The 25,670-nt window shown below is 63.9% G+C and carries 26 protein-coding genes and 1 tRNA gene; 16 read left to right on the plus strand and 11 right to left on the minus strand.

Translation table 11 applies throughout. The features are described from left to right. Positions 1-16: 16 nt before the first annotated feature. From HXX15_RS05530 to HXX15_RS05550, 5 genes are all read right to left on the minus strand, one after another. Entirely contained in the window at positions 17-1,057 is a 1,041-nt protein-coding gene (locus tag HXX15_RS05530; protein WP_296513489.1) for an FAD-binding oxidoreductase, read from the minus strand. A gap of 105 nt (positions 1,058-1,162) precedes the next feature. Further along, positions 1,163-2,836 (minus strand): aromatic/alkene/methane monooxygenase hydroxylase/oxygenase subunit alpha, encoded by a 1,674-nt coding sequence (locus HXX15_RS05535; RefSeq protein ID WP_296513491.1) that lies wholly within the window; start codon positions 2,834-2,836, stop codon positions 1,163-1,165. Between the two features lie 165 nt (positions 2,837-3,001). After that, positions 3,002-3,250 (minus strand): hypothetical protein, encoded by a 249-nt coding sequence (locus HXX15_RS05540; protein WP_296513493.1) that lies wholly within the window; start codon positions 3,248-3,250, stop codon positions 3,002-3,004. Continuing rightward, positions 3,250-3,627 carry a hypothetical protein gene (locus tag HXX15_RS05545; RefSeq protein ID WP_296513495.1) on the minus strand — a complete coding sequence of 126 codons (378 nt, stop codon included), beginning with the start codon at positions 3,625-3,627 and terminating at the stop codon, positions 3,250-3,252. The genes HXX15_RS05540 and HXX15_RS05545 overlap by 1 nt, the downstream gene beginning before the upstream one ends. 50 nt (positions 3,628-3,677) lie before the next feature. Further along, positions 3,678-4,721, minus strand: a complete 1,044-nt coding sequence (locus HXX15_RS05550) for an NAD(P)-dependent alcohol dehydrogenase (protein ID WP_296513497.1) — start codon at positions 4,719-4,721, stop codon at positions 3,678-3,680. A gap of 334 nt (positions 4,722-5,055) precedes the next feature. Here HXX15_RS05550 and HXX15_RS05555 point away from each other — a divergent pair, with 334 nt between their 5' ends. Both HXX15_RS05555 and HXX15_RS05560 read left to right on the plus strand, forming a co-directional pair. Next, positions 5,056-6,936: a sigma-54-dependent Fis family transcriptional regulator gene (locus HXX15_RS05555; RefSeq protein WP_296513499.1), complete on the plus strand. Its 1,881-nt coding sequence runs from the start codon at positions 5,056-5,058 to the stop codon at positions 6,934-6,936. 113 nt (positions 6,937-7,049) lie between these two features. Further along, a complete protein-coding gene (locus tag HXX15_RS05560; protein ID WP_296513501.1) occupies positions 7,050-7,496 on the plus strand; it encodes an SseB family protein in 447 nt (148 codons plus the stop codon). Between the two features lie 261 nt (positions 7,497-7,757). Here the strand turns inward: HXX15_RS05560 and HXX15_RS05565 are convergent. After that, a tRNA-Arg gene (locus tag HXX15_RS05565) sits at positions 7,758-7,834 on the minus strand. A gap of 175 nt (positions 7,835-8,009) precedes the next feature. Continuing rightward, a complete protein-coding gene (locus tag HXX15_RS05570; protein ID WP_296513503.1) occupies positions 8,010-9,488 on the minus strand; it encodes a HAMP domain-containing sensor histidine kinase in 1,479 nt (492 codons plus the stop codon). Between the two features lie 402 nt (positions 9,489-9,890). Between HXX15_RS05570 and rpmH the strand changes: the two genes are divergently transcribed. From rpmH to dapE, 11 genes are all read left to right on the plus strand, one after another. Further along, on the plus strand, positions 9,891-10,025 hold the full coding sequence (gene rpmH, locus HXX15_RS05575) for a 50S ribosomal protein L34 (RefSeq protein ID WP_011471298.1): 135 nt from the start codon (positions 9,891-9,893) through the stop codon (positions 10,023-10,025). Positions 10,026-10,048: 23 nt separating this feature from the next. Further along, positions 10,049-10,390 carry a ribonuclease P protein component gene (rnpA, locus tag HXX15_RS05580; protein WP_296513506.1) on the plus strand — a complete coding sequence of 114 codons (342 nt, stop codon included), beginning with the start codon at positions 10,049-10,051 and terminating at the stop codon, positions 10,388-10,390. A gap of 17 nt (positions 10,391-10,407) precedes the next feature. After that, entirely contained in the window at positions 10,408-12,279 is a 1,872-nt protein-coding gene (gene yidC / locus HXX15_RS05585; protein ID WP_296513508.1) for a membrane protein insertase YidC, read from the plus strand. A gap of 189 nt (positions 12,280-12,468) precedes the next feature. Beyond that, positions 12,469-13,116 (plus strand): ribosome biogenesis GTP-binding protein YihA/YsxC, encoded by a 648-nt coding sequence (yihA, locus tag HXX15_RS05590; protein WP_296513511.1) that lies wholly within the window; start codon positions 12,469-12,471, stop codon positions 13,114-13,116. Continuing rightward, on the plus strand, positions 13,116-13,484 hold the full coding sequence (locus tag HXX15_RS05595; RefSeq protein WP_296513513.1) for a DUF423 domain-containing protein: 369 nt from the start codon (positions 13,116-13,118) through the stop codon (positions 13,482-13,484). Before yihA ends, HXX15_RS05595 begins: the two co-directional genes overlap by 1 nt. Positions 13,485-13,565: 81 nt before the next feature. Next, positions 13,566-14,462, plus strand: a complete 897-nt coding sequence (gene argB, locus HXX15_RS05600) for an acetylglutamate kinase (protein WP_296513515.1) — start codon at positions 13,566-13,568, stop codon at positions 14,460-14,462. Positions 14,463-14,590: 128 nt separating this feature from the next. Continuing rightward, positions 14,591-15,589: a DUF1036 domain-containing protein gene (locus HXX15_RS05605; RefSeq protein WP_296513517.1), complete on the plus strand. Its 999-nt coding sequence runs from the start codon at positions 14,591-14,593 to the stop codon at positions 15,587-15,589. Between the two features lie 186 nt (positions 15,590-15,775). After that, the gene (locus HXX15_RS05610; protein ID WP_296513519.1) at positions 15,776-16,480 is read left to right on the plus strand and encodes a pyrimidine 5'-nucleotidase; all 705 of its coding nucleotides are present in this window, start codon (positions 15,776-15,778) and stop codon (positions 16,478-16,480) included. 156 nt (positions 16,481-16,636) lie between these two features. Further along, on the plus strand, positions 16,637-17,482 hold the full coding sequence (gene dapD / locus HXX15_RS05615; RefSeq protein WP_296513522.1) for a 2,3,4,5-tetrahydropyridine-2,6-dicarboxylate N-succinyltransferase: 846 nt from the start codon (positions 16,637-16,639) through the stop codon (positions 17,480-17,482). Between the two features lie 23 nt (positions 17,483-17,505). Next, a complete protein-coding gene (locus HXX15_RS05620) occupies positions 17,506-17,985 on the plus strand; it encodes a DUF805 domain-containing protein (RefSeq protein WP_296513523.1) in 480 nt (159 codons plus the stop codon). Next, positions 17,985-19,142: a succinyl-diaminopimelate desuccinylase gene (gene dapE, locus HXX15_RS05625; protein ID WP_296513525.1), complete on the plus strand. Its 1,158-nt coding sequence runs from the start codon at positions 17,985-17,987 to the stop codon at positions 19,140-19,142. The genes HXX15_RS05620 and dapE overlap by 1 nt, the downstream gene beginning before the upstream one ends. A 213-nt stretch (positions 19,143-19,355) precedes the next feature. On the opposite strand, the gene truA is transcribed toward dapE, so the two are convergent. The 3 genes from truA to def form a co-directional block, all read right to left on the minus strand. Next, on the minus strand, positions 19,356-20,093 hold the full coding sequence (gene truA / locus HXX15_RS05630) for a tRNA pseudouridine(38-40) synthase TruA (RefSeq protein ID WP_296513528.1): 738 nt from the start codon (positions 20,091-20,093) through the stop codon (positions 19,356-19,358). Positions 20,094-20,291: 198 nt separating this feature from the next. Next, entirely contained in the window at positions 20,292-21,224 is a 933-nt protein-coding gene (gene fmt, locus HXX15_RS05635; protein ID WP_296513530.1) for a methionyl-tRNA formyltransferase, read from the minus strand. A gap of 90 nt (positions 21,225-21,314) precedes the next feature. Next, positions 21,315-21,842, minus strand: coding sequence for a peptide deformylase (gene def, locus HXX15_RS05640; RefSeq protein ID WP_296513532.1), 528 nt, complete (start codon positions 21,840-21,842; stop codon positions 21,315-21,317). Between the two features lie 148 nt (positions 21,843-21,990). On the opposite strand from def, the gene rmuC reads away from it, so the two are divergent. From rmuC to HXX15_RS05655, 3 genes are all read left to right on the plus strand, one after another. Next, positions 21,991-23,193, plus strand: a complete 1,203-nt coding sequence (gene rmuC, locus HXX15_RS05645) for a DNA recombination protein RmuC (RefSeq protein WP_296514858.1) — start codon at positions 21,991-21,993, stop codon at positions 23,191-23,193. Between the two features lie 78 nt (positions 23,194-23,271). Next, a complete protein-coding gene (locus HXX15_RS05650) occupies positions 23,272-23,571 on the plus strand; it encodes a GIY-YIG nuclease family protein (RefSeq protein ID WP_296513533.1) in 300 nt (99 codons plus the stop codon). A 120-nt stretch (positions 23,572-23,691) separates the two neighbouring features. Continuing rightward, the gene (locus tag HXX15_RS05655) at positions 23,692-25,062 is read left to right on the plus strand and encodes an MFS transporter (protein ID WP_296513534.1); all 1,371 of its coding nucleotides are present in this window, start codon (positions 23,692-23,694) and stop codon (positions 25,060-25,062) included. A 162-nt stretch (positions 25,063-25,224) separates the two neighbouring features. On the opposite strand, the gene HXX15_RS05660 is transcribed toward HXX15_RS05655, so the two are convergent. Further along, positions 25,225-25,650 carry a hypothetical protein gene (locus HXX15_RS05660; RefSeq protein WP_296513535.1) on the minus strand — a complete coding sequence of 142 codons (426 nt, stop codon included), beginning with the start codon at positions 25,648-25,650 and terminating at the stop codon, positions 25,225-25,227. Positions 25,651-25,670 lie beyond the last annotated feature (20 nt).

The raw sequence follows: 25,670 nt of genomic DNA on the forward strand, positions 1-25,670 counted from the left end.
TGGGGCGATACCGCCGTCACCGCGTGGCTGGCGTAAACTTGTCGAAATAGATGTGATCGGGCTCCACATTGTTCATCTGCAAGACCGGCAGGATCGCGTCGATCATCGGCACCGGACCGCAGGCGTAGGCATCGATCACGCCGCTCAAAGCCTCCTCGCGAAGGCGACGCTGCACGACCTCATGAATGAAGCCGGTCTCGCCCTCCCAGTTGTCGTCAGCGGTGGCATGCGACAGCGCGGGGATGAATTCGAAGTCTGGCAGCGCCGCCGCGATGGCTGCGATCTCGTCGAGCATGAACAGATCCGCACGGGTCCTCGCTCCATAGAAGAACCGTACCGGACGCTGCTCGCCGCTCTGCACATGGTCGGATAGCATCGACCACAGCGGCGACATTCCGGATCCGCCCCCGATCAGCAGCATCGGACCGGACCGGCCCTCACGCCGGAAGCAGGTGCCATACGGCCCTTTCGCCTTCAGGGCGGCGCCTGGCTGCAAAGCTCCGTCGAGCTGCGACGAAAACGCGCCATCGGGATATTTCTTGATAATGAATGAAAGATGCGTGGCGTTCTCCGGCGCGTTGGCCATCGAAAATGCACGGGTGACGCCGGCATTGACCAGCGTCAGATCGACATATTGGCCGGCCCAGAATTTCAGCGGCTTGTCGAGTTCGACCTCGAGCAAGCGAATGTCGTGAGTGAGCGGCGTGACCTTGGTCAAGCGCGCATCGAACTCCTTCACCGCGATGGCGTGGGACAGCAATTCCTCGTCGAAATTCAGCAACTCCACTTCGATGTCGCTGTAGGCGTGGGTCTTGCAAAGCAGGATGTGCTCGGTTTCCCGCTCGTAGTCGGGCAAAGCGAAAGTCGAATATTTCAGCAACTCAATTTCGCCGCTGATCAGCTTCGACTTGCAGGAGCCGCATTGGCCTTCCTTGCAGCCGTGCATGAGAGAGATGCCCTGGCGGAAGGCTGCGTCGAGCACGGTCTCCCCTTCCTCGACATCCATCTCGATGCCGACGGGCTCGAACCGCACCTTGTAGAGCGTCACTTCCGACATGCTTTCCTGGCCTGCTTTGAAACGAAGCAATTGGCAACGCAGCGTGCGTTGATGTGTGGGCGGATCGAGGGGACCGCGGATGCGGCCCCCTCTCGCCGTTCAAATTTAGTTGCAGGGATTGATCTTGAACCCCTTACGATATTCGGCGATGGCGGCATCGCGTTCGGTGCCGGCCTTCAATGCACGGAAGCCGCGCAGCGGGCTGCCGAGCGTGTTGCCGCGGATGTGGTCGAGCGTCCACATGTCCTTCTGCTCGAAGCGCAGATGCGGCTGCGGCACCAGCGTCTTGCCATCGGAGCGGACGAAACCGAGATCCACCATGGCGTCGGCGTGATCCCAACCGTGGTAGCATTCCTCCCACTCACGGCGACCGCTGAAGCGGCCCATGGCGGGCGTGGCGCGACCTTCGTACTCCGCGGCGAACGCTACCTTGTGGGTCCAGCGGCAGCCTTCTGAACAGTAGGTGTACATCTTGCCGTCCACCTCGTCGCAGCAGAAGTCCTCGCGGATCAGGCAAGGGACCATGCAGCTCCAGCAGCGGTGCGGATAGACGTAGCCAACATCGCCATTGAAGGCGATGTTCTTCTCGCCCGGAACCGACAGCTTGGCATGCCACTTCCAGAAGTCGCCGAACTCGGCGTACCAACCCGGATACTTGTGCTCGAACCACTCGAAGTCCTTCTCGGTCTGGGCTTCGATGCGCCAGAAGTTGAACGACCAGCCGACCGTGAAGAACTGCGCGGTCTTGTGGACGTAATTCTTCTTGACGATACGATCCCAGGCCTCGGCGACGTCGTCGTGATGGATCTTGATGCCGTATTTCTCCAACGGCAGCATGTAGGTCCGATAGTAATCCTCGTAGATCCAGCGGTGCCACAGCTCCGCGTAGGATTCCTTGTTCTTGTCGCGGTTGGTGGTGCCGTATTCGATGAAGGTGCCGATGGCGGCGTCGACGATCGCGTGGTTCTGCCAGAACGCGTATTTCAGATCGCGCTCGAGCAATTGATGGTTCGACGGATCGTGGATCATGGCCATCAGCATCGAGTGGCCGTTGCCGATGTGGCGGGACTCGTCCGACTGCACCGACAGGAACACGGTCGGCAGCGCATAGTCGCCGTTGCGCGCGGCTTCCGACGGCATGGCGACGAACAGCGTGTTGGTGAAGGCGGTCTCGGCGACCACTGTCAGATAGATGTTAGCGGCGGTGATGGCGTCTCCAGTGAGGAAGCCCTCCGCGAACTGCCGTCCGATCGTGGTGGCGTAGCACTTGCCAAACGCGGCCTCGGTGATGTCGAACCCGGCCGGGTCGATATAGTTCTCCATGTACCACTTCTTCAGATTCATCTGAATTGTGGAATGGCGGAACTCATCGACCATCTGCATGGTGAAGCCGGTACGCAGCTCTTCGCCGGGCGCCAGACGTCCGACCATCGCCATCGAACGCGCCGCGGAGATTTCCGGGAACGGGATGATCGCCAGGAACAGCTTCATCCATTCGACCCAACGCGGCTCGACATTGCGGAACATGTCGCCCCGCAACGCCGCGTCGAGCGCGCCGTAGACCCGATTGTCCTTTTCTTCCTGCATCGGGAAATAGGACCGCAGCACCTGCTTCATCGGATCGCGCGGCACCTTCGAGATCTTGTAGTCGGTCGGGAAGGTCATCGCTTCCTGAACGTAGCTCGGCGTCCAGCCCAGGTCGGAGACCCGATTGGCGGCCTCCGCGGTACTGATGCCTTTCTGATTCACAATCTTGTTCAGCGTCAGAGTTTCAGACATTTCCTTCTCCCTTGAACATTGCGTTGAACTTCGCTGCTCGCCTATTTTCGGACGCCCGCTTGCTTGACGCACTCTTCAGAAACGTCCGCCGTCAACTGTCTCGGTCCCTGTATCGTCGGGCCACCCGCCCTTCGATACCTCCGGCTCGATCAAACTCCGCCTTGACTAACTGTGGCTGGCGGCGGGCTTGGTCAGTGGTTTGTCCTCGGCGATGAACCGCGCCGTCAGCACCAATGTGCCCATGGCGAAATCTTTGCCGTGCTTGGCGATCATCGCCTCGGCGATGCCGGCCAACTGAACGAAGAAGGCGTCCTTCGATTTGTCTTCTTCGCTCAATTCGATCTGTACGGGCGAGTGCGCTCCGCCATTTCCGGCTGACGCTCTTGCCGTAGTCTGTATTCCGCTCTTGCTCATCATGCATGCCCCGATCGGTTGTGGTCATCGGTCGATGGACCGCTCTCGAATTCCAGCAGCGCGACGTTGAGCCATTCGCGCTCGGTGACGAGCCGCTCGTGTTCGACCTTCAGCGCCTCGAATCGAGCCGTCGCCCGTGCCAGTTCCAGCAAGGCCGCAGCGCCGGCGCCCGGCAGCGCGCTGTCGCGCAGCGCGCAATGCATCTCGATTTCCGCGCCGCCGCGTGCGCTTTCGTTTCGCAATTGCAGTTCGTTGTTGCGGATCATCGCCTCGATCAGCTTGTGCCGCGCGAGCATCCGCTCCCGCCCCCGCTCCAGTTCGGCGGCCTGCTCGGCAGTCGGCGGCGGCTGATCGCCCCTGGAATTCTTCGTTGTCATAGCGCCAACCCAATCGTCCGGAGAGAGGCGAACCTGCCCGCAGTTGGTCATCATGGGATCAACACAGCGCGGCCATGGATGCGGCCATGGTGCAGGTCGTGCAGCGCATCGTTGGCCTGGCTGAGTTTGTATTCCTTGGTGTGGAGATCAACGAGGCCGCGATCCGCGAGCGCCATCAGTTCGACCAATTCGGCGTAGGTGCCGACCAGATTGCCCACGATGGTCTTTTCCGAGGTGATCAGGTCGATGGTCGGAAGCTCGATCTTGCCGCCGTAGCCGACGACATAGTAGTAGCCGTCGTTCGCCGTCATCGCCAACCCCCTGGCGACAGCCTCGCCCTCGCCGACGAAGTCGATTACCGCTTCGGCGCCGCGGCCGCCGGTCTTCGCCAGCACGGCTTCGACTTCGTTGCCGTCGGCTTTCACCAGGTGATGCGCGCCGCAGGTCTTGGCCAGTTCAAGAGACTTGTCATCGCGGTCGATGACGATAATTTCGGCGGCGCACAATGCTGCGAGAACCTGAATGCCGATATGGCCGAGCCCGCCGGCGCCGATCACCGCGACATATTGGCCCGGCAGCAGATGACGGGATGCCTTCTTCGCAGCGCGATAGGCCGTGAGGCCGGCGTCGGTGTAGGGCGCGACATCCTTCGGCGCCAGCGTCTTCGGCAACTTGATTAGCGAGCGCTGGCCGGTCAGCAAATACTGCGCGTAGCCGCCGTTGGCGTTGATGCCAGGAAACGAGCTATCCAGCGCGTGCATGTCGTTGCCGCGCCGACAAGCCAAACAGTGTCCGCTGGTCACCAGCGGATGACAGATCACGCTGTCGCCAACCTTGACGCCCTCGACGCCAGGCCCGATCGCCTCGACCCAGCCGGCATTCTCATGTCCCATGATGTAGGGAAGCTTGACCTCGACCTTGCTGCGCCAAATGCCTTCGACGATGTGCAGGTCGGTTCGGCAGACGCCGGCTCCGCCGATCCGCACGATCACGTCGGTCGGACGTGTAATCTTCGGATCCGCCACATCTTCGTATTTGACGAATTCTTTCGCCGTCAGCTTTTCGTCGAACGCATGGAGCACCGCTGCTTTCATCTGGCTTTCTCTCCCAATGACGATTTTTTGTTTTGTGCTCAATGGCGCAATCGTCTGCAGAGAGAAGGACAGCAAGAGCCGTGCCAGCACCCTAACAAACTGACTTATTTGAGATTCCGGATTTCTTCGCAACTGCGTTGCGATCCGCACCGGATCACAACTGCAGTCATTAGTGTTCCGCGACGGAACAGTTAGCTGCGACAATGGTGCGCCAGAGGCAATTTGGAATTCCAGCCAATTGATCTATAGTAATCGAAACGCCGAATGCACGAGACGGTGCACGCAGCGACGCATACCGAGGAAATCGCCGAGCCGCTGTTCAGGAGGACAGTTCATGCTGGTTGCAAATCGGCGGGTCGAGAAGGCATGGATGGTGCTCGAGCAGCGGGGCGCCCCGCCGGCTGATTTCCTGACGGTCGACATTTACGACAGCTGGATGCGCTGCATTTCGCTCGGCCTCGACATGCGACGTCCGCCGCCTCCGGAATTCGTCGGCCCCGCAATGCTGCGACAGGAGCAGCAACGTTGTTCGCTTGTGCGCGGTCTCGCTTTGGCGGAGATGCACACCCTGCATCAGCAAATCTCCGGCTCCAATTTCATGGTCGCCTTTGCCAACGCGGATGGCTTGCTGCTGGATATGATATCCGACCGGAGCTTCAGCGACGCCTCCGACGCCGCAAGCATCCAGCCTGGCACGGTATGGACCGAACGCTTCTGCGGCACCAATGGCCTTGGCACTGCGGCCCATCTCAAACGTGCGGTCGCCGTGCATGGAGATCAGCATTTTTTCCCGCGCTACAACAACCTGACTTGTGTTGCGGCGCCGATCTTCGCACCTGATGGCGAATTGACCGGAATATTGGATGCCTCGTCGGATTGCATGTCGCGCCAGACCCACACCCAGGCGCTGGTCGCGATGGCGGCGACTCAGATCGAGAATGGATTATTCCGCGAATATCATCGCGGCGATATCCTGATCGCTTTCCACAATCGTGGCGAATATCTGCACACGCTGAGCGCGGGCCTGATGGCCGTAGACGAGGGTGGCAAGATTCTCGCGGTGAACCGGGCGGCGCGGGTGTTGTTGCACGGCTTGCCGGCTTCGCCCGGCCGTCGCTTCGTCGATATCTTTCGAACCGATTTCAACACCTTTGTCGACGAAGGCCGTCGCCGGGAGCGCCAGGGCCTCGAGGACGAGGTCGGCAGCCAGTTTGTTTCGACGATCGAGAACACACGTCGGTTCCCGATGGTTCAAGCAGTGTCGAAGCCGCCGGCCCCGCCACCGAACAAGACCCCCAGGCAGTTTGTGTCTGCCGATCCGGCCATCGCCAGTGTCGTGCGCCGGGTTGAAAGCGCTGCGGCGCGCAAGATGCCGATTCTCATTCGGGGTGAGACCGGCACCGGCAAGGAACAAATGGCGCGTCACGCACATGCGGCCAGCCGGCGCTCCGGCCAGTTCGTCGCCGTTAATTGCGCGGCGCTTCCGGAAAGTTTGATCGAAGCGGAATTGTTCGGTTACTCGGAAGGCGCGTTCACGGGCGCAAAGAAGGGCGGCGCCGTCGGTTTATTCAAAGAAGCGGACTGCGGCACGCTGTTTCTCGACGAGATCGGCGACATGCCGGTAACGCTGCAAGCTGTTCTGCTGCGGTTTCTCGACGACTGGATCGTCCGGCCGGTCGGCGGCGCGAAATGTCAGGTCGACGTTCTCCTGGTGTCCGCCACCAATGCCAACCTCGACGAGTCGATCGCGAGGGGCCGGTTCCGCTCCGACCTGCTGTTTCGCCTCAACACACTCGAGGTGACATTGCCGCCGCTACGCGAGCGTTCCGACTTCGATGAAATTGCGCGGCATCTGATGGGAAAGATCGATCCATCTGCAGGCTTGACGCAAGGCGCGATCGATCGATTGGCCGAATTGGATTGGAACGGCAATATCCGGGAATTGCGCAATGTGCTCTCCCGGCTATCGCTCAGCGAGCAAGGAGGCCTGATCGATGATGCTGCGGTCAAATCCATTGTCGGACATCTGAGTAACAAGCGGTCGTCCGGCGACGTGTCTGTCGGCGTCGGACTGAGGAGTGACTTGCGCGACCTTCAACGCGCACACTTGCTGACCGCTTATGCTCAATCCGGCAATAATATCAGCAAGACGGCGCGCCGCCTCGGCGTGTCGCGCAATATGATCTATCGCGCTCTTCGAGGGAGCCAGGACTGAATCGAGCGATCGAAAGCGCCGACGCGATTCTTGGCGCAGGCTTCTGAGACTGACCTGACGACTGGCATTCGTGTGAGATCTTCAACCGTCATCGACTTCATGAAAGGATCGTCGTGTTTGAACCGCAAAACAGTCTCGAAGCCCTGATGCAAGCCGCCGCGAAGGACCCCAGCGTCGCTCCGGCATTCTATCAGGCGCTGCTGGAAACCGAGATCTATATTTTGACCCCGGACGCCCCCATGACCCCAGGCCGCCGCCGGTCGCTCAAATACCAGGAGAAAATCAACGTCGCGACCGTCGAATTCCAGGGCATGAAATGGCACCCAGCCTTCACGTCCAAATCCAGGATATCCGACTACGTCAAGGAGCCCGAAACCTGCCTTGGCGCCGTGGCGCGCAATCTGTTCGAGATGTTGCCCGACTCCAATTTCTGGCTCAATCCGCAGTCCGAATGCCAGAAACCGCTGCCTGCCTCCGAGATAGCTCTTTTGACGAGCGGCAAGATCTTCGAAACGATCAGAGAGGTGCTACCGAAACAGCCGGCCAAACGTTCTAAGTAATTGCGGTATTGTGTTTGTCCGTCGGCTGGATCTGCCACGAAGCGAGCCGGCAAAGAGGACAGCGTGTGGACGGGCGAGTGCTGGCCGGGAGCTTCCGCGAAGCCGTGGTTCAGCGACAATGAATGACGTTGACGTAAACGTTCCGTCGGATGCAGTTCGCAAAATTCCGCGGCTTTGCTTCCATATTGTTTCCGCTGCGCAACCAACCCGAAGACAGCGGCGGGCGACAGTCGAAATCATATAACAATTTCAGATGGATACTGGCGCGCCCGAAGAGATTCGAACTCCTGACCCCTAGATTCGTAGTCTAGTGCTCTATCCAGCTGAGCTACGGGCGCGTTTGTCGCTGACATCGCAGGCAATGCCCGCGGAAGCCGCTTGCGTTCCGCAACGAACAGGCTGCGAAAGCGGGCCATAGCTAGCGGCTCCGGTTCGGCTTGGCAAGCTCCGGCTTGGCAAGAGTCGATCTGGCAAGTGTCAGCCTGGCGAGCTCCGGCTGGCGCTGCGACGGCGTTACGCCCGCGCCCGCTCGTTGCGCAGGCTGTGCAAATCCACCGGGCGGTCGGGGATCGAGAAGCGGAACGTCGCCCCCAACGTACCTTCCACCAGATTGATCTCGCCGCCATGGGCGCGGACCAGTTCGGCGGCGATCGCGAGGCCAAGGCCGCTGCCGCCGGCGCGCACCGAGCCATGGAAGGCTTCGAACAGGTGGTCGCGCGCCTTCTGCGGAACCCCGGGGCCGGTATCCGAAACCTCCACAATGGTCACCGAGCCTTCGCGGCGGCCGGTGATCCGGATCTGCTGCGGCGCGGCGTCGCTGCGCGGATGGCTCTCCAGCGCCTGGGCGGCGTTGCGCACCAGATTGAGCAGGACGCGAAACAGCTGGTCGGGATCGGCGTCGATGGTCAGCCCGCGCTCGATCGAGCTGATCCAGGTGATCGAGGCGTCCGCTGCCAACCCGGCGGTCTCGCGCACCTCGTTGACCACCGGCTCGATCAACAGCATTCGCCGATCGGGGGCGGCCTCCTGGGCCCGGCCGTAGGACAGCGTCGACTGGCAGAACGCGATCGCGCGCTCCAGCGAACGCATCAGTTTCGGCGCGAACCGCTGCACCCGCGGATCGGGTACGCTGGCGAGCTGGTCCGACAGCAATTGCGAGGACGCCAGCAGGTTGCGCAGATCATGGTTGATCTTCGACACCGCGAGCCCCAGCGCGGCGAGCCGGCTCTTCTGATGCAGCATCGACACCAGGTCGCGCTGCATGTCGGACAATTCGTGCTCGGCGAGCCCTATCTCGTCGCCGCGCGGCCCCGGTATCATAATGCTGGCTGGACTTTCCGGGTTTTGCCGGAAATTGACCATGTTGGCGGTCAGGCGGCGCATCGGCCGGACGAACAGGAAGTGCAGCGCCAGATAGATCAGCGCCGTGGTCAGGCTGGTGATGGTCAGCGACACCAGCAGCAGATTGTTGGAAAATCGGTACATCGCCTGGCGCAGCGGCAATTCGTCGATCACCACCTCGATGAACTGCGCGTTGCCTTCGGCCGGCCCGATCACTCGAATCGCCTGATTGCCGCTCTCCAGCATGACGACGAAGGAATCCACGATCGCCGACCACGGCGTGACGTCGCGCAGATCGACGTGGTGATCGATGGTCGGCGGCAAATTGGCGCTGGCCAGCAGCCGGCGCTGCTGGCCCATCTTGATCGCCACCGCGCGGGCGTCGATGCTGTCGAGAATCTGCCGTGCCAGCGATTCCGGCACCATCCCGGACGGCGAGGCATCCAGCACCAGCGCCGCGGTACTGGCCGCGGCGAGCCGGTCGTTCAGCCGGTTGATCCGGAAATTGGCAATCGAGGGCACGTAAATCAGGATTTCGGCGATCAACACCAGCGGAATTGTCAGCAGCAACAGCTTGCCGGACAGACCGATCCGGGGTTCCGGCCGTGGTCGCGATGCTTGCGCCTGATGCTGTTGCTCCGCTGCCGGCACTTGGTTTTCGCCTCGCCTTCCCGCTCGCGCCCGGATTCACTGCACAGAATGCGCCCTAGCACGAAAACCGTCAAATTACCGTTCGATCATCCGCGGCGGAGCGCTGAGCCCCGGGGCGCTGCCGTGCCAAGCCCCGCGCGGACTTGAGAGATCGCTCGTCACCGCGAACTTGGGCGTAAAACACGTTGTTTCGAAGGCGGCCAAAACCGACACCGGGCGTGATTGACGAAAACAGGTCGCTCCCGTATAAGCCGCGCCAACTGTCCGCGATGGCCCGGCTCGACCGGGGCGGTTCATTTTTGAGCCGAAAATGGCTCATGTTTGAGCCAGCATCTCCGGACTTTATCTCATTCCTCGGCGAACTTGCCTCGGCGAACTTGCCCGGTCAGCGGAGAACGACCCGTGAAGCGGACTTATCAACCCAGCAAACTGGTGCGCAAGCGCCGCCACGGCTTTCGCGCCCGTCTTGCGACGGTCGGTGGCCGCAAGGTCCTGGCGGCGCGCCGCGCCCGCGGTCGCAAGCGTCTGAGCGCCTGAACGGGCCTCTCCGAGATCTCCTCATGGATCGGTTAAGGCAGCGGGCGGACTTCATCGCCGTTGCCAATGGGCTGCGGATGAGCGGGCCTGCCTTCGTGGTGCAGGGCCGACGCCGCGACGATGACGGCCCGGTCCGGGTCGGCTTCACCGTGACCAAAAAGGTCGGCAACGCTCCCGAGCGCAACCGCATCCGCCGCCGGCTTCGCGAACTGGTGAAGCACGTCGATGGCTTATCCATGCGACCGCACAATGATTATGTGCTAGTCGGCCGTCGTGCGGCGCTGAGCCGCGACTTTGCCATCATGCTCGACGATCTCCGTTCCGCCCTCGACCGCATCGAGCGGCGGGCGTCAAAACCGAATTGAATGACGAGACCTGACCGATGACCGATAATCGCAACACCATTCTCGCCGTCATTCTGTCGGGCCTCGTGCTGCTCGGCTGGCAGTATTTCTTCAACATTCCGCAGATGGAAAAGCAGCGCGCCGCCCAGCAGGCACAAACCCAGACTGCGACTCCGGCACCGCAGCCCAGCACCACGCCGGCCGCGACACCCGGCTCGCCGCAATCCGGCACGGCTGCGGCGCCATCGACTGCCGCCACCCCCGCCCAGCCGGCCTCAGCCGCGCCGGTGGTGAGCCGCGACGCCGCGATTGCCGCCAGCCCGCGCATCAAGATCGACACGCCGCGGGTCAGCGGCAGCATTGCCCTGAAGGGCGCGCGGATCGACGATATCTCGCTGGTTCTGTTTCGCGATACCGTCGATCCGAAATCGCCGGCGATCGAGCTGTTCTCGCCGTCCGGCACCGCTAACCCTTATTACGCCGAATTCGGCTGGGTCGCGGCGAGCGGCGCGGCGGTCAAGATTCCGGACCAGACCACGGTGTGGGAGCAGGAAGGCTCGGGCAGCCTGACGCCGTCCCACCCGGTGACGCTGAAATACGACAATGGCGAGGGGTTGACCTTCCGCCGCACCATTTCGATCGACGAGCGCTATCTGTTCAGCGTCAAGGACGACGTCACCAATGTCGGCGCCGCCCCGGTCACGCTGTATCCGTTCGCGCTGATCTCGCGGCACGGCACCCCGGCCGTCGCCGGCTATTACATCCTGCACGAAGGCCTGGTCGGCTATCTCGGCGACCAGGGCCTGCAGGAGTATCCCTACAAGAAGATCGACGACGCCAAGGCGGTGAGCTTCAAGGTCACCAATGGCTGGCTCGGCATTACCGACAAGTACTGGGCCTCGGCGCTGCTGCCGGACAACAATGCGCAGCTGCAGGCGCGGTTCTCCTCGAATCTTGTCGGCAATGTCCGCACCTATCAGGCCGACTATCTGCAGGACCCGCAGACCATCGCGATCGGCGGCACCGGCTCGGCCAATGCACGGCTGTTCGCCGGCGCCAAGGAAGCCCGCGTCGTCGGCATCAACTTCCCGTTCGCGGGGCTCGGCGGCTACAACCAGCAGCTCAACCTCAACCATTTCGACCTGCTGATCGACTGGGGCTGGTTCTATTTCATCACCAAGCCGATGTTCATGGCGCTCGACTTCTTCTTCCACCTGGTCGGCAATTTCGGCGTCGCCATCCTGCTGGTGACGGTGATCGTCAAGCTGTTGTTCCTGCCGCTGGCGAACAAGTCCTACGCCTCGATGGCGAAGATGAAGTCGATTCAGCCGCAACTGGCGGCGCTGAAGGAGCGCCATCCGGACGACAAGGCCAAGCAGCAGCAGGAGATGATGGAGATCTACCGCAAGGAGAAGATCAATCCGGTCGCCGGCTGTCTACCGGTGATGTTGCAGATCCCGGTGTTCTTCTCGCTCTACAAGGTGCTGTTCGTCACCATCGAAATGCGCCACGCGCCGTTCTTCGGCTGGATCCAGGACCTGTCCGCGCTCGACCCGACCAATCTGTTCAATCTGTTCGGACTGCTGCCGTTCGATCCCACCCATCTGCCGGTGTTCGGCCATTATCTGGTGCTCGGCGCCTGGCCGCTGGTGATGGGCATCACCATGTGGGTGCAGATGCAGCTCAACCCGGCGCCGCCGGATCCGACCCAGAAGATGATCTTCGCCTGGATGCCGCTGATCTTCACCTTCATGCTGGCGTCGTTCCCGGCCGGGCTGGTGATCTACTGGGCCTGGAACAACCTGCTGTCGGTGCTGCAACAGGGTTTCATCATGCGGCGCAACGGCGTGAGGGTCGAACTGTTCGACAATCTGAAGGCGACCTTCGTCGGGCCGAAAAAGACCACGTAGCTTGTTGCACTAACCTCGCCGCGTCATTCCGGGGCGCGAGCACTTGCGAGCGAACCCGGAATCTTGCGACGTGCAACCGGGCGAGATTCCGGGTTCGCTCACAGCTTCGCTGTTCGCACCCCGGAATGACGTCGGTGGAAGGCGGGATCGTCCCGACGCATCTCCGCCCGACCAACTGAAAGCCCTCGCATGACCGACCTTGATGCGAAGCTGATCGAACGGGGACGCAAGATCTTTGCCGGCGACTGGCAATTCATCTGGGCGTCGCCCTCGATCGAGACCCTGCCCCCGATGGCGGGCATGGAAGTGGCGTTTGCGGGCCGCTCCAATGTCGGCAAGTCGAGCCTGATCAACGCGCTGACCGGCCGCAACGCGCTGGCGCGAACCTCGCACACGCCGGGCCGCACCCAGGAATTGATCTTCTTCGAGGGTCCGCAGGATGCCGGCTTCCGGCTGGTCGACATGCCGGGCTATGGCTACGCTTCGGCGCCGAAGGCCAAGGTGGCGTCCTGGACCTCGCTGATCCACAATTTCCTGCAGGGCCGCAGCTCGCTGGCGCGGGTCTATCTGCTGATCGATTCCCGCCACGGCCTCAAGGACGTCGATCTCGACATCCTGAAGACGCTGGACAAGGCCGCGGTGAGCTACCAGGTCGTGCTGACCAAGGTGGATCAGGTCAAACCCGCCGAGCTTGAGCAACGCATGGAGGCGACGCTGGCGGCGCTGAAGACCCATCCGGCGGCGTTTCCCGAATTGCTGCTGACCTCGTCGCGCACCGGCGCCGGCATGGCGGAATTGCGCGCCGCGATGATCCGGTTGCTCGACGAGCGCCGCTGATGCCCGCCCTGGTCCGCATTCTGATTGTCATCGCCGGCCTGTTCGGCGCCGCCGGCGTGGCGCTGGCCGCCGTCGCCGCGCATCAGGCCGATGCGGCGCGGCTCGGCCCGGCGTCCTCGATGCTGCTGTTTCACGCCTCCGCCATCCTGGCGGCGACGCTGCTGTGCGAGCGTGGCCTGATCGGCCGCATTCCCGGCCTGGTGGCGGCGTTCGGCCTCGCGATCGGTGTCGCGCTGTTCGCCGGCGACCTGACGCTGCGGCATGTCGCCGGCCACGCCCTGTTTCCGATGGCGGCGCCGACCGGCGGCACGCTTCTGATCGCGAGCTGGCTGGTGCTGGCCGGCGCGGCGCTGTGGCCGCGGCGCTGAGTCCTGCCGCGCGGCGCTTTGCGCCACGCCCGCCAATCGGCTAGAACCCGCCCCAGCTTCGATGGCAATGAGACTCGCTTTATGACCGACGCGCCGCATATCACTCCGCTCGATCAGGCCCGCATCCTTTCCGAAGCGTTGCCGCATATGCAGCGTTACGACGAGGAAACCATCGTCATCAAATATGGCGGCCATGCCATGGGCGACGAGGCCACCGCCAAGGCTTTCGCCCGCGACATCGTCTTGCTGGAGCAGACCGCCATCAACCCGGTGGTGGTGCACGGCGGCGGCCCGCAGATCGCACAGATGCTGAAGCGACTCGGCATCAAGTCGGAATTCGCGGCCGGCCTGCGCATCACTGACGCCGCCACCATCGAGATCGTCGAGATGGTGCTGGCGGGTTCGATCAACAAGCAACTGGTCGGCTACATCAACGAGGCCGGCGGCAAGGCGGTCGGTCTGTGCGGCAAGGACGGCAACATGGTCACCGCGTCGAAGGCGACGCGGACCATGGTCGACCCGCATTCGCGGATCGAGGAGGTGATCGACCTCGGCTTCGTCGGCGAACCGGAGAAGGTCGACCTGACGCTGCTCAACCAGCTGATCGGTCACGAGCTGATCCCGGTGCTGGCGCCGCTGGCGACCTCAGCTAACGGCCAGACCTTCAACGTCAACGCCGACACCTTCGCAGGCGCCGTGGCCGGCGCGCTGAAGGCCAAGCGGCTGCTGCTGCTGACCGATGTGCCAGGCGTGCTCGACAAATCCAAGAAGCTCATTCATGAGCTGTCGATCAAGGACGCGCGAAAACTGATCGCCGACGGCACCATTTCGGGCGGCATGATTCCCAAGGTCGAGACCTGCATCTATGCGCTCGAGCAGGGCGTCGAGGGCGTCGTCATCATCGACGGCAAGATCCCGCACGCCGTGCTGCTCGAACTGTTCACCAACCAGGGCACCGGCACGCTGATCTACAAGTGAAGCAACAACGGACCATGGCACTGCGGAGCCTCATCCTGAGGAGCGGCCTCTTGGCCGCGTCTCGAAGGATGAGGCGACGGTCAGGCTCATGGTTCGAGACGCGCGCGCCGCGGCGCGCGCTCCTCACCATGAGGGCAGCCGCGGTGGTTGCCGCGACGTCTGCCCTGCTGCCGTCTCTCGCCGCCCCCGCCCGCGCCGACCTCAAGCTGTGCAATCGCATGAGCTATGTGGTCGAGGCCGCGATCGGGATCGACGACAACGCCACCACGGCAACCCGCGGCTGGTTCCGGATCGACCCCGCGCAGTGCCGCGTCGTGGTTCAGGGCACGCTCAGTGCCGACCGGCTCCTGCTGCATGCCCGCTCGCTCGGCGTTTATGGCGCCTCACCGGTGCCGCAGAACGGCACCGATCGGCTCTGCATTGCGCCCGGAAATTTCGTGATCGCCGCCGCGCGGCAGTGCCGCGGCGGGCAAACCTTGGCGCCGTTCACCGAGATCAGGCCGACCCAGAGCGAGGACGGCAACCTGGCGGCCTATCTTGCCGAAGCCGGCGAATATGACGACGAACAGGCCAAGCTCGCCGCGATTCAACGCCTGCTGGTGATCGCCGGCTATGACGCCGCCCCGATCGACGGCGTCGACGGCCCGAAGACCCAGGCCGCATTGGCGGCATTCCTGAAGGGCCACGGCCTTGGCACCGAAATCGTCCAGGCGCCGAATTTCTTCGAGCTGATGATCGACGCGGTGCAGTCGCCGTCACCGACCGGGCTGACCTGGTGCAACGACACCCCGCACAAGATCATGGCCGCGGTCGCCACCGACGACGGCAAGGCCGTGGTCAGCCGCGGCTGGTACCGCATCGATCCCGGCAAATGCCTGCATCCCGATGTGACCGGCCAGCCGAAACAGGTGTTCAGCTTCGCCGAGGCGGTCGACGCCAATGCGCAGGCCATCAAGGTCAGGGACAAGCCGCTGAACTGGGGCGGCGCCACCATGCTGTGCACCCGCGAGAGCAAATTCGAGATCAACGAGCAGGGCGATTGCGGCACGCGCGGGCTGAATCCGACCGGCTTTACCCCGGTCGATCTCAGTAGCGGCGGCAAGACGCTGCGGTTTGCGATGCCATAATGGAATTCAAGCTGCCGGCATCCTCCCAACATGCACGACGTCATCGTCCGCGAAAGCGGACGACCCAGTATTCCAGAGCGCTCCCGATTGCCCCGATAGGCTGCGGCGCACTGGATCCCCGCGGGAGCCTGTCATCGGGCTCGCTAAAGGCGAGGCCCGGTGGCGGGGACGACAGCAGAGGATGCGATGGCTCTCGATAGAAAACAGGCCCACGGTTTCGACCACATCGAGACCTGGGTGTTCGATCTCGACAACACGCTGTATCCGCATCACGTCAATCTGTGGCAGCAGGTCGATCTGCGGATCGGCGAGTTCATCGGCAATTTCCTGAAGGTACCGCCCGATGAGGCGCGCCGGATCCAGAAGGACTACTACCGCCGCTACGGTACCAGCATGCGCGGCATGATGACCGAGCACGGCGTCCATGCCGACGACTACCTCGCCTATGTGCATCAGATCGATCATTCGCCGCTGGAGCCGAACCCCGAGATGGGCGAGGCGATCGCCAGCCTGCCCGGCCGCAAGCTGATCCTCACCAACGGCTCGACCGACCATGCCGGCAAGGTGCTGGAACGGCTCGGCATCGCCGCGCAGTTCGAAGCGGTGTTCGACATCATCGCAGCGGAGCTCGAGCCGAAACCGGCGCCGCAGACCTATCAGCGCTTCCTGACGCTGCACGGCGTCGATCCGACCAGGGCCGCGATGTTCGAGGACCTCGCCCGCAATCTGGCGGTGCCGCACCAGCTCGGCATGACCACCGTACTGGTGGTGCCCGACGGCAGCAAGGAAGTGGTGCGCGAGGACTGGGAACTGGAAGGCCGCGACGCCGCCCATGTCGATTACGTCACCGACGATCTGACGGCGTTCCTGGCGGGATTGACCGCGCGTTGAAGAGGAGGCGCCGCCCCGCTCTCCGCGTCATGCCCCGCTTTCGCGGGCGATGACGGCAGTTGTGGCGCCCGCATCGTGCCTTGACACTCCGCGTCCAAATCCCGACAAAAGCCCAGCAAAATGCCGCCGCAAGCTAGCCGTCGCAAGGAAATCAAGATGTCGCTGTCCGCCCTGGAAACCACCATCAACACCGCCTTCGACGCGCGCGACACGATCAGCGCCGCCACCAAGGGCGAGGTCCGCGACGCGGTCGATCACGCGCTCGAGCTGTTGGACAAGGGCGAGGCCCGGGTCGCCGAGCGCGAGACGTCCGGCAGCTGGAAGGTCAACCAGTGGCTGAAGAAGGCGGTGCTGCTGAGCTTCCGGCTCAACGACATGACCGCGATCGCCGGCGGCCCCGGCGGCGCGGCATGGTGGGACAAGGTGCCGTCGAAATTCGACGGCTGGAGCGAGAACCGGTTTCGCGAAGCGGCGTTCCGCGCCGTGCCGGGTTCGATCGTGCGGCGCTCGGCGTTCATCGCCAAGAACGTCGTGCTGATGCCGTCCTTCGTCAATCTCGGCGCCTATGTGGATGAAGCCACCATGATCGACACCTGGTCGACGGTCGGCTCCTGCGCTCAGATCGGCAAGCGGGTGCATATTTCCGGCGGCGTCGGCATCGGGGGCGTGCTGGAGCCGCTGCAGGCCGGCCCCGTCATCATCGAGGACGATTGCTTCATCGGCGCGCGTTCGGAAGTCGCCGAGGGCGTGATCGTCCGCAAGGGCGCGGTGCTGGCGATGGGAGTGTTCCTCGGCGCCTCGACCAAGATCATCGACCGCGATACCGGCGAGATCTTCGTCGGCGAAGTGCCCGAATATGCTGTGCTGGTGCCGGGCATGATGCCAGCGCGGCCGCTGAAGAACGGCCAGCCGGGCCCCTCGACCGCCTGCGCGGTGATCGTCAAGCGCGTTGACGAACGCACCCGCTCGAAGACCAGCATCAATGAATTGCTGCGCGACTAATCGCGCACCAAACGGAGGCGGCGATGGATTGGACCAATCTGCTCTTCAGCTTTAACGGCCGGATCAACCGCGGCAAATACTGGCTCGCGATCCTGATCTACAGCATCGCCTGGACCGTGTTCGCGGTGGTGCTGTTCGCCTGGCTCGGCGGCGTCAATCCGGACAACCTGTTCAGCCTCGCCGGCGGCGCGCTGGGCCTGTGGGCGGCAGGATTGGTCCTGACCGTGGGCTGCACCTGGTCCGGCCTCGCCACCGGCATCAAGCGGCTGCATGACCGCGACAAGAGCGGCTGGTGGATCCTGCTGTTCTGGTTCGGTCCGAGCCTGCTGAGCGGCAGCAACGGCGCAATGTCGGACATGCAAGGCAGCATCGTGCTGTCACTGATTGGCTCGGTGATCGCCATCTGGGGATTCATCGAGCTCGGCTGCCTGCGCGGCACGTCCGGTTCCAATCAATACGGCCCCGACCCGCTCGCACCTGCGATGCAGGCCGCACGTCCCTGATGGCCGCAGACGCCCTCTCCATCGCCCGCGACTTGTTGCGCTGCCCGTCGGTAACGCCGGCGGACGCTGGCGCGCTGGGCGTGCTGGAGCGGCTGCTGAACGACGCCGGCTTTGAAACCCACCGCGTCACCTTCTCCGAGCCCGGCGCCGCCGACATCGACAATCTCTATGCCCGGATCGGCGACAGCGCGCCCCATCTCTGCTTCGCCGGCCACACCGACGTGGTGCCACCCGGCGACGCAGCCGCGTGGAGCCACGACGCGTTCTCGGGCGATATCGCCGATGGCCTTCTCTACGGCCGCGGCGCGGTCGACATGAAGGGCGGCATCGCCTGCGGCGTCGCCGCCGCGCTGGACTATCTTGCCGCCCATGACGGCAAAGCGAAGGGCTCGATCTCGTTCCTGATCACCGGTGACGAGGAAGACATCGCGGTCAACGGCACGATCAAACTGCTGCAATGGGCGGCTGAGCGCGGCGAGAGATTCGATCATTGCATCGTCGGCGAGCCCAGCAATGTCGAGGTGATCGGCGACACCATCAAGATCGGCCGCCGCGGCTCGCTGTCGGGCACGCTGATCGTTGACGGCGTGCAGGGCCACGTCGCCTATCCGCACCGCGCCGCCAATCCGGTGCCGGATATCGCCGCGCTGATCGTGGCGCTGAGCAGCGAGCCGCTCGACGCCGGCACCGCGCAGTTCCAGCCGTCGAACCTGGAATTCACCTCGGTCGATGTCGGTAACCCCGCCACCAATGTGATCCCGGCGCAGGCCCGCGCCAAATTCAACATCCGCTTCAACGATCATCACACCGCGGATTCGCTGCGGATCCTGATCGAGCTGCGGCTGGCGCAGGCCGCCGGCAACCGGATCCGCGCCCGGATCGACTGGCTGCCCTCCAACGCCGACGCCTTCGTCACCCGACCCGGCGCGTTCACCGATCTGGTGGTGGCGGCGATCGACCAGGTCACCGGCCGCAAGCCCGACCTCAACACCGGCGGCGGCACCTCCGACGCGCGTTTCATCGCAAAATATTGCCCGGTGGTGGAATTCGGCCTGGTCGGCCAGACCATGCACCAGATCGACGAACGCACGCCGGTGTCGGACCTCGACAAGCTCACCGCGATCTATCGCGCCGTGCTGGAGCGCTACTTCGGGTAATTCTTCGGCGTTGACGCGACATCGCCACTCCGACAATCGCCGTCATTCCGGGGCGCGAACGGCGATAGCCGTGAGCGAACCCGGAATCCTGCGACCCGACGCAACGCCACTGGTGCCCGGCGCAAGATTCCGGGTTCGCTCGGCCTTTCGGCCTCGCGCCCCGGAATGACGGGCTTTGATGATTCTATGCGGAGCGTACATCCGCCGCCCGACTCAATAATCCACCTTCACCAGATACAGCCCATCCGGCGGCGCCACCGGGCCGCAGGCGGTGCGGTTGCGGGCTGCGAGCGCAGCGGCAAGATCATCAACGCTCCAGCGCCCCTCGCCGACCCACACCAGTGAGCCCACCATCGAACGCACCTGGCTGTGCAGGAACGAGCGCGCCGAGGTGATGATCGACACATTGTCGCCGTCGCGCAGCACGTCGAGCTGGTCGAGAGTCTTGTCCGGCGACTTGGCCTGGCATTCGGTGTCGCGGAAGGTGGTGAAATCGTGCTTGCCGACCAGCCGTTGTGCGGCTTCGTGCATCGCCTCGGTATCGAGCCGCCGCGGCAGCCGCCACACCTTGCCGATCTCGAGCGCGAGATTGGCCCGCCGGTTGACGATGCGATACACGTAGTGCCGCCGGATCGCGGAGAACCGCGCCTCAAAATCATCGGGCACGATCTCAGCCGACAGCACGCCGATCGGATGCGGCCGCAGATGCGCATTCAGCCCGTCGCGCAGCCGGCCGGGCGGGAAGGGCTTGGCGATGTCGCAATGCGCCACCTGCGCCAGCGCATGCACGCCGGCGTCGGTGCGGCCGGCGCCGTTGACGCGCACGAACTCGCCGCAGATCGCCTTGACGGCCGTCTCCAGTGCGCCCTGCACCGAAGGGCCATTCTCCTGAATCTGCCAGCCGCAATACGGCGCGCCTTCATATTCGATGATGAGCTTGTAGCGCGGCATGGTGGGCGACGATCTCGGTTGGGCATGGCCCTGTTCGGCGATGGCGCCTCCGCACCACCAACCGTCATCGCCCGGCTTGACCGGGCGACCCAGTATTGCAGAGCGGTTGTGGCTTATAGCAAACGCTCCGGGATACTGGGCCACCCGCTTTCGCGGGTGGTGACGACAAGGCCGCGGTGCGAGCCATTCGGCCAACCTCTAGCACACAAGCAGCGGCGGTTGCAGCGGCGTGCCGCGCAGAAAGTCCACGGCCTGCATCGGCTGCTTGCCGGCGCGCTGCAATTGCAGGATCCGGATCGCGCCGTCGCCGCAGGCGATGGTGAGCCGATCGTCGAGCAGCTCGCCCGGCGCGCCGGACCCCTTCGCCAGTTCGCAGCGCAGGATCTTGATTCGCACAACTTCGCCCTCGATCGGCAGCTCGCACCAGGCGCCGGGGAACGGCGACAGCCCGTGGATGTGGCGCAACACCGCATGCGCCGGCTTGGCGAAATCGATCCGCGCCTCGGCCTTGTCGATCTTGGCGGCATAGGTGACGCCGGCTTCGGGCTGTTTGGTCAGAAGCAATTGGCCGCGCTCCAGCGCGCCGATCGCCCGCACCATCAGGTCGGCGCCGAGCGGCGCCAGCGCGTCGTGCAGATCGGCCGCGGTCATCGCGTCGGTGATGGCGATCCGCTCCGCCATCGCCACATCGCCGGTATCGAGCCCGGCATCCATCTTCATCACCATCACGCCGCTCTCGGCATCGCCCGCCATGATCGCGCGGTTGATCGGCGCGGCGCCGCGCCAACGCGGCAGCAGCGAGCCGTGCAGATTGTAGCAGCCGAGCTTCGGCGCATCGAGAATCGGCTGCGGCAGGATCATGCCATAGGCGACGACGACCGCGGCGTCGGCGTTGAAGGCGGCAAATTCCGCCAGCGCCTCCGGGGTCTTCAGCGTCTTCGGCGTCAGCACCGGAATTCCGAGCCGCCGCGCCGCCAGCTCCACCGGCGTCGGCTGCAGCTTCATGCCGCGCCCGGCCGGCTTCGGCTCGCGGCTGTAGACCGCCACGATGTCGTGGCCGTGCCCGGACAGCGCCAGCAGAGTCGGCACCGCGAAATCGGGCGTGCCCATGAAGATCAGGCGAAGCGGCATGAGTTATCTCGGATTGGGACGCTGGTTCGATATCAATGATATCAAGGAGGCCGCGATGCCTGACCAACTCAGTCCGCCGGTCAAAACCGGTCAGACGTATTTGATACCGTGCTTCGCCGCCTTCTCGAATTTCTTGACCACCATCCGGCGCTTCAGCATCGAGAGGTGATCGATGAACAGCACGCCGTTGAGGTGGTCGATCTCGTGCTGGATGCAGGTGGCGAACAACCCGTCGGCGTCTTCTTCCTTCACATTCCCGTCGAGGTCGGTGAAGCGGATCCGCACCCGCGCCGGACGCTCGACGTCGGCGTAATATTCCGGGATCGACAGACAGCCTTCCTCATAGACGTTCATCTCGTCCGAGGCCGAGATGATTTCCGGATTGATGAAGGCGCGCGGCTCGCTCTTGCCGTTGCCCTCCTTGCGGACCAGATCCATGGTGATCAGCCGCACCGGCTCGGCGACCTGAATCGCCGCGAGGCCAATGCCGGGCGCGTCGTACATGCTCTCGAACATGTCGTCGGCGAGCTTGCGGATCTCCGTCGTCACCTCGGCAACGGGTTTGGAGATCAGCCGGAGCTGCTTGTCGGGCAAGATGATGATTTCACGAAGCGCCATGAGGCGCGATTTAAGCTGCGCCATTGCCGCGGTCAATTGGGTAAAAGCCGGAGGCTTAACCCCGCATTAACCACGAGGATTAACCGCCGGTTAACCATAAATGTTCCCCCTTCGTTCGCACGAGCGCCAAATCGGCTACAATCGCTCGATGAATGAGACGCTGTTCTATCTCGGCGACTGGCCGGTCGCGACCGGCACCGCGATCGTCACCTTCGGCCTGGCTGCGCTGGCGCTGCTGGCGGTCATCGCCGTGGCGGTCGCCCGCGGTTCGCGCAGCGGCAGCGACGCCGCGCTGGCGCAAGCGATCCGCGCCACCGAGCTGGAACAGCGCCTCGCCCATTTGATGCGGGTCCAGCACGAGGCCACCGGGCGGGTCGATGCGATGGGGATGGCGCTGGCCGGGCGGCAGGCCGAAATAGCGCGCGCGATGACCGAGCGGCTCGACTCGGTGACGCATCGGGTCGGCCAGTCGATGGAGCAGAGCACCCGCCACACCGTCGACAGCCTGCGGGCGCTGCACGAGCGGCTCGGCATCATCGACAGCGCGCAGCAGAACCTGACCGACCTCACCGCCCAGGTAACGACCTTGCGCGACGTGCTGTCCAACAAGCAGTCGCGCGGCGCCTTCGGCCAGGGCCGGATGGAAGCCATCGTGCAGGACGGCATGCCGAAGGGCGCCTATGCTTTCCAGTATACGCTCTCGACCGGCAAGCGGCCGGACTGCGTGGTGTTCCTGCCGGACCAGCGGCCGCTGTGCATCGACGCCAAGTTTCCGCTGGAGGCAATCACCGCGCTGCACGCCGCCCGCACCGAGACGGAACGGCGCTTCGCCGCACAGCGGGTGCGGCTCGACGTGATGCGCCACATCACCGACATCGCCGAGAAATATCTGATCCCGGGCGAGACCCAGGACACCGCCTTGATGTTCGTGCCGTCAGAATCGGTCTACGCGGAAATTCACGACGGCTTCGACGACATCATCCAGAAGGCCTATCGCGCCCGCATCGTGCTGGTGTCGCCGTCGCTGCTGATGCTGGCGATCCAGGTGATGCAGCAGATCCTGAAAGACGCGCGGATGCGCGACGCCGCCGACCAGATCCGCGCCGAGGTGCTCAATCTCGGCGACGATCTGGCGCGGCTGCGCGACCGCGTGCTGAAGCTGCAGAGCCATTTCGGCCAGGCCGAGGAGGACGTCCGCCAGATCCTGATTTCCGCCGACAAGATCGAACGCCGCGCCGCGCGGATCGATGAACTTGATTTCACCAAGGCCGAAACGCCCGCGCTGGCGCCCGAAGATGACGGCGCCGATATTCCGGCGCTGTTTCCCCGCAAGCTGCAGGCGGGGGAATAGGGGCGCGGCGCGAGCTATCATATACTTGGTGTCGTCGCCCGGCTTGACCGGGCGACCCAGTATTCCAGAGCGTCGACCATGAGGTCTCGGAGCTTCTACGTCTACATTCTCGCCAGCCGAATTGGCGGCACGCTCTACATCGGCGTCACCAACAACCTCATCCGCCGCGTCGCCGAACATAAATCGAAACTCGCCGAGGGCTTTACGAAGAAATACGATGTCGATCGGTTGGTCTATTTGGAATGCTTCGAAGATATTGAACAGGCCATCCACCGGGAGAAGCGGCTCAAAAAATGGCCGCGGGCCTGGAAGATTCAGTTGATCGAAAAGGACAATCCGGACTGGCGCGATCTCTATCCCGAGATTGCCGTTGCCTGACGCACCAATCGCTCGCGACCGCAAGCGCTCTGGAATACTGGGTCGCCCGGTCAAGCCGGGCGACGACAGGCGGATGTGTTGGATGCGCCATGCCTCAGCCGAATCTGCTAGCACTGCGCCATGACCAACCCCGCCGACAGCACCTCTCCCGTCCCGCCCGCCGCAGCTCCCCGCGTCTCCTGGCGCGAGGCGATGGCGGTCTATCTGCAGCCGCGCGTGCTGGTCGTGCTGTTTCTCGGCTTCTCGTCCGGGCTGCCGCTGGCGCTGTCGGGCTCGACGCTCTTGGTGTGGATGCGGGAATCCGGCGTCGACCTCGGCACCATCGGGCTGTTCGCGCTGGTCGGCACGCCCTACACGCTGAAATTTCTGTGGGCGCCGCTGGTCGATGCGCTGCATGTGCCGCTGTTCACCCGAAGGGTCGGCCGCCGCCGCGGCTGGCTGGTGTTCTCGCAACTCTTGCTGATTGCCGCGATCCTGCTGCTGGCGTTGACCGATCCGGCGAAGGCGCCGTTGTTCGTGGCGCTCGGCGCGCTGCTGGTGGCGGCGATGTCGGCGACGCAGGACATCGTAGTCGATGCGTTTCGGGTCGAGAGCCTGCCGGAGAGCGAGCAGGCCGCCGGCATGGCGTCCTACGTCGCCGCCTACCGGATCGGCATGCTGGTCTCCACCGCCGGCGCGCTGTTCCTGGTCAGCGCCTATGAGAGCACCGGACAGACCCGACTCGCGGCCTGGATGTGGGGCTATGTGACGATGGCCGGCATGGTGCTGATCGGCACGCTCACGGCGCTGATCGCCACCGAGCCGGAGCAATCCGCCCGCGCCGAAGCCGCGACCTCCGGCGAGAGCGCCTTCATCCGCGTGACGCACGCGGCGGTCGGCGCGTTCACCGAATTCCTCACCCGCAAGGATGCGCTGGCGGCGCTGGCCTTCGTGGTGCTGTTCAAATTCACCGACGCGTTTTCCGGCACCATGACGGCGCCGTTCGTGATCGACCTCGGCTTTTCCCGCAACGACTACGCCGCCATCGTCAAGGGCGTCGGCCTCGCCGCCACGCTGATCGGCGGCTTCGCCGGCGGCTATGTGGCGCGGCGCTATTCGCTGGCGGCGAGCCTGTGGATCGGCGGCAGCTTGCAGGCGGTCGCCAATCTGTCGTTCTCCTGGCTGGCGATCGTCGGCGTCAACCAATGGGCGCTGGCCTTCGCCATCACCGCGGAGAATTTCACCAGCGCGATCGGCACCGTGATCTTCGTCGCCTATCTGTCGGCGCTGTGCAAGAATCCGCTGCACACCGCCACCCAATATGCACTGCTGACGGCGCTGGCCGCGGTCGGCCGCACTTACCTGTCGTCCGGCGCCGGCTATGTGGCGAAAGCGACCGGCTGGCCGCTGTTCTTCGCGATCTGCGTCGTGGTCGCGGTGCCGAGCCTGGTGCTGCTGGCCTGGCTGCAACGCCGCGGGCATTTTGATGAGTTAGGGCCGGTGAAGGTGTAGGCATCGCGCCACCACAAATTCAGCCGTCATCCCCCGCGAAAGCGGGGGACCCAGTATTCCAGAGCGCTTAGGTTCAAACATTCCCGCTCTGGAATACTGGGTCGCCCGGTCAAGCCGGGCAATGACGTATGTAGTTGTTGTGACCTCAGTATCTCGACGGCGCTAAGGCTTGCCGACCACGCTCCACTTCGTCACCACGGCTTCGCTCATCACGCCGGCTTCCTCGGCGCAAGCGACCGCCGTCACCTTGAGCGAGATCTCCTTGCCGATCAGCCCTTTCAACTGCGCCGCCTCGGCGTCGCTCGCGGTGACGATCTGGAACGTCTCCGGCCCGGTTTCCAGATTGCACAACCCGCTCGGCGGCGGCAGTCGGCGTGGCTCGCTGACCAGCTGAAAGGTGCTGATGCGCTTGCCCTTGGCGCGGCTGCGCATCGCGTTGAGTTGTCCGGTCAGCACGTCGCCGATATTCATCGCCTTGGTCGACGTTGCCGGCTGCGGCGCCTGCGCACCGGCGACGCCGATCGACAGCGCAGCGCTGACGCACGCCAGCGCCAACACAGCCGTTCTCGTGAACTTCCATCGCGTCATCAATTGTCTTTCCGTTGGTT

Source organism: Rhodopseudomonas sp., assembly GCF_013377015.1.
Taxonomy (GTDB): domain Bacteria; phylum Pseudomonadota; class Alphaproteobacteria; order Rhizobiales; family Xanthobacteraceae; genus JARJEH01.

Bases quoted from the DNA above. Each gene is read 5' to 3' on its own strand.
- HXX15_RS05530 (WP_296513489.1), bottom strand. From the start codon at position 1,057: ATGTCGGAAGTGACGCTCTACAAGGTGCGGTTCGAGCCCGTCGGCATC.
- HXX15_RS05535 (WP_296513491.1), bottom strand. From the start codon at position 2,836: ATGTCTGAAACTCTGACGCTGAACAAGATTGTGAATCAGAAAGGCATC.
- HXX15_RS05540 (WP_296513493.1), bottom strand. From the start codon at position 3,250: ATGAGCAAGAGCGGAATACAGACTACGGCAAGAGCGTCAGCCGGAAAT.
- HXX15_RS05545 (WP_296513495.1), bottom strand. From the start codon at position 3,627: ATGACAACGAAGAATTCCAGGGGCGATCAGCCGCCGCCGACTGCCGAG.
- HXX15_RS05550 (WP_296513497.1), bottom strand. From the start codon at position 4,721: ATGAAAGCAGCGGTGCTCCATGCGTTCGACGAAAAGCTGACGGCGAAA.
- HXX15_RS05555 (WP_296513499.1), top strand. From the start codon at position 5,056: ATGCTGGTTGCAAATCGGCGGGTCGAGAAGGCATGGATGGTGCTCGAG.
- rnpA (WP_296513506.1), top strand. From the start codon at position 10,049: ATGGATCGGTTAAGGCAGCGGGCGGACTTCATCGCCGTTGCCAATGGG.
- yidC (WP_296513508.1), top strand. From the start codon at position 10,408: ATGACCGATAATCGCAACACCATTCTCGCCGTCATTCTGTCGGGCCTC.
- yihA (WP_296513511.1), top strand. From the start codon at position 12,469: ATGACCGACCTTGATGCGAAGCTGATCGAACGGGGACGCAAGATCTTT.
- HXX15_RS05595 (WP_296513513.1), top strand. From the start codon at position 13,116: ATGCCCGCCCTGGTCCGCATTCTGATTGTCATCGCCGGCCTGTTCGGC.
- argB (WP_296513515.1), top strand. From the start codon at position 13,566: ATGACCGACGCGCCGCATATCACTCCGCTCGATCAGGCCCGCATCCTT.
- HXX15_RS05605 (WP_296513517.1), top strand. From the start codon at position 14,591: ATGAGGGCAGCCGCGGTGGTTGCCGCGACGTCTGCCCTGCTGCCGTCT.
- HXX15_RS05610 (WP_296513519.1), top strand. From the start codon at position 15,776: ATGGCTCTCGATAGAAAACAGGCCCACGGTTTCGACCACATCGAGACC.
- dapD (WP_296513522.1), top strand. From the start codon at position 16,637: ATGTCGCTGTCCGCCCTGGAAACCACCATCAACACCGCCTTCGACGCG.
- HXX15_RS05620 (WP_296513523.1), top strand. From the start codon at position 17,506: ATGGATTGGACCAATCTGCTCTTCAGCTTTAACGGCCGGATCAACCGC.
- dapE (WP_296513525.1), top strand. From the start codon at position 17,985: ATGGCCGCAGACGCCCTCTCCATCGCCCGCGACTTGTTGCGCTGCCCG.
- truA (WP_296513528.1), bottom strand. From the start codon at position 20,093: ATGCCGCGCTACAAGCTCATCATCGAATATGAAGGCGCGCCGTATTGC.
- fmt (WP_296513530.1), bottom strand. From the start codon at position 21,224: ATGCCGCTTCGCCTGATCTTCATGGGCACGCCCGATTTCGCGGTGCCG.
- def (WP_296513532.1), bottom strand. From the start codon at position 21,842: ATGGCGCTTCGTGAAATCATCATCTTGCCCGACAAGCAGCTCCGGCTG.
- rmuC (WP_296514858.1), top strand. From the start codon at position 21,991: ATGAATGAGACGCTGTTCTATCTCGGCGACTGGCCGGTCGCGACCGGC.
- HXX15_RS05650 (WP_296513533.1), top strand. From the start codon at position 23,272: ATGAGGTCTCGGAGCTTCTACGTCTACATTCTCGCCAGCCGAATTGGC.
- HXX15_RS05655 (WP_296513534.1), top strand. From the start codon at position 23,692: ATGACCAACCCCGCCGACAGCACCTCTCCCGTCCCGCCCGCCGCAGCT.
- HXX15_RS05660 (WP_296513535.1), bottom strand. From the start codon at position 25,650: ATGACGCGATGGAAGTTCACGAGAACGGCTGTGTTGGCGCTGGCGTGC.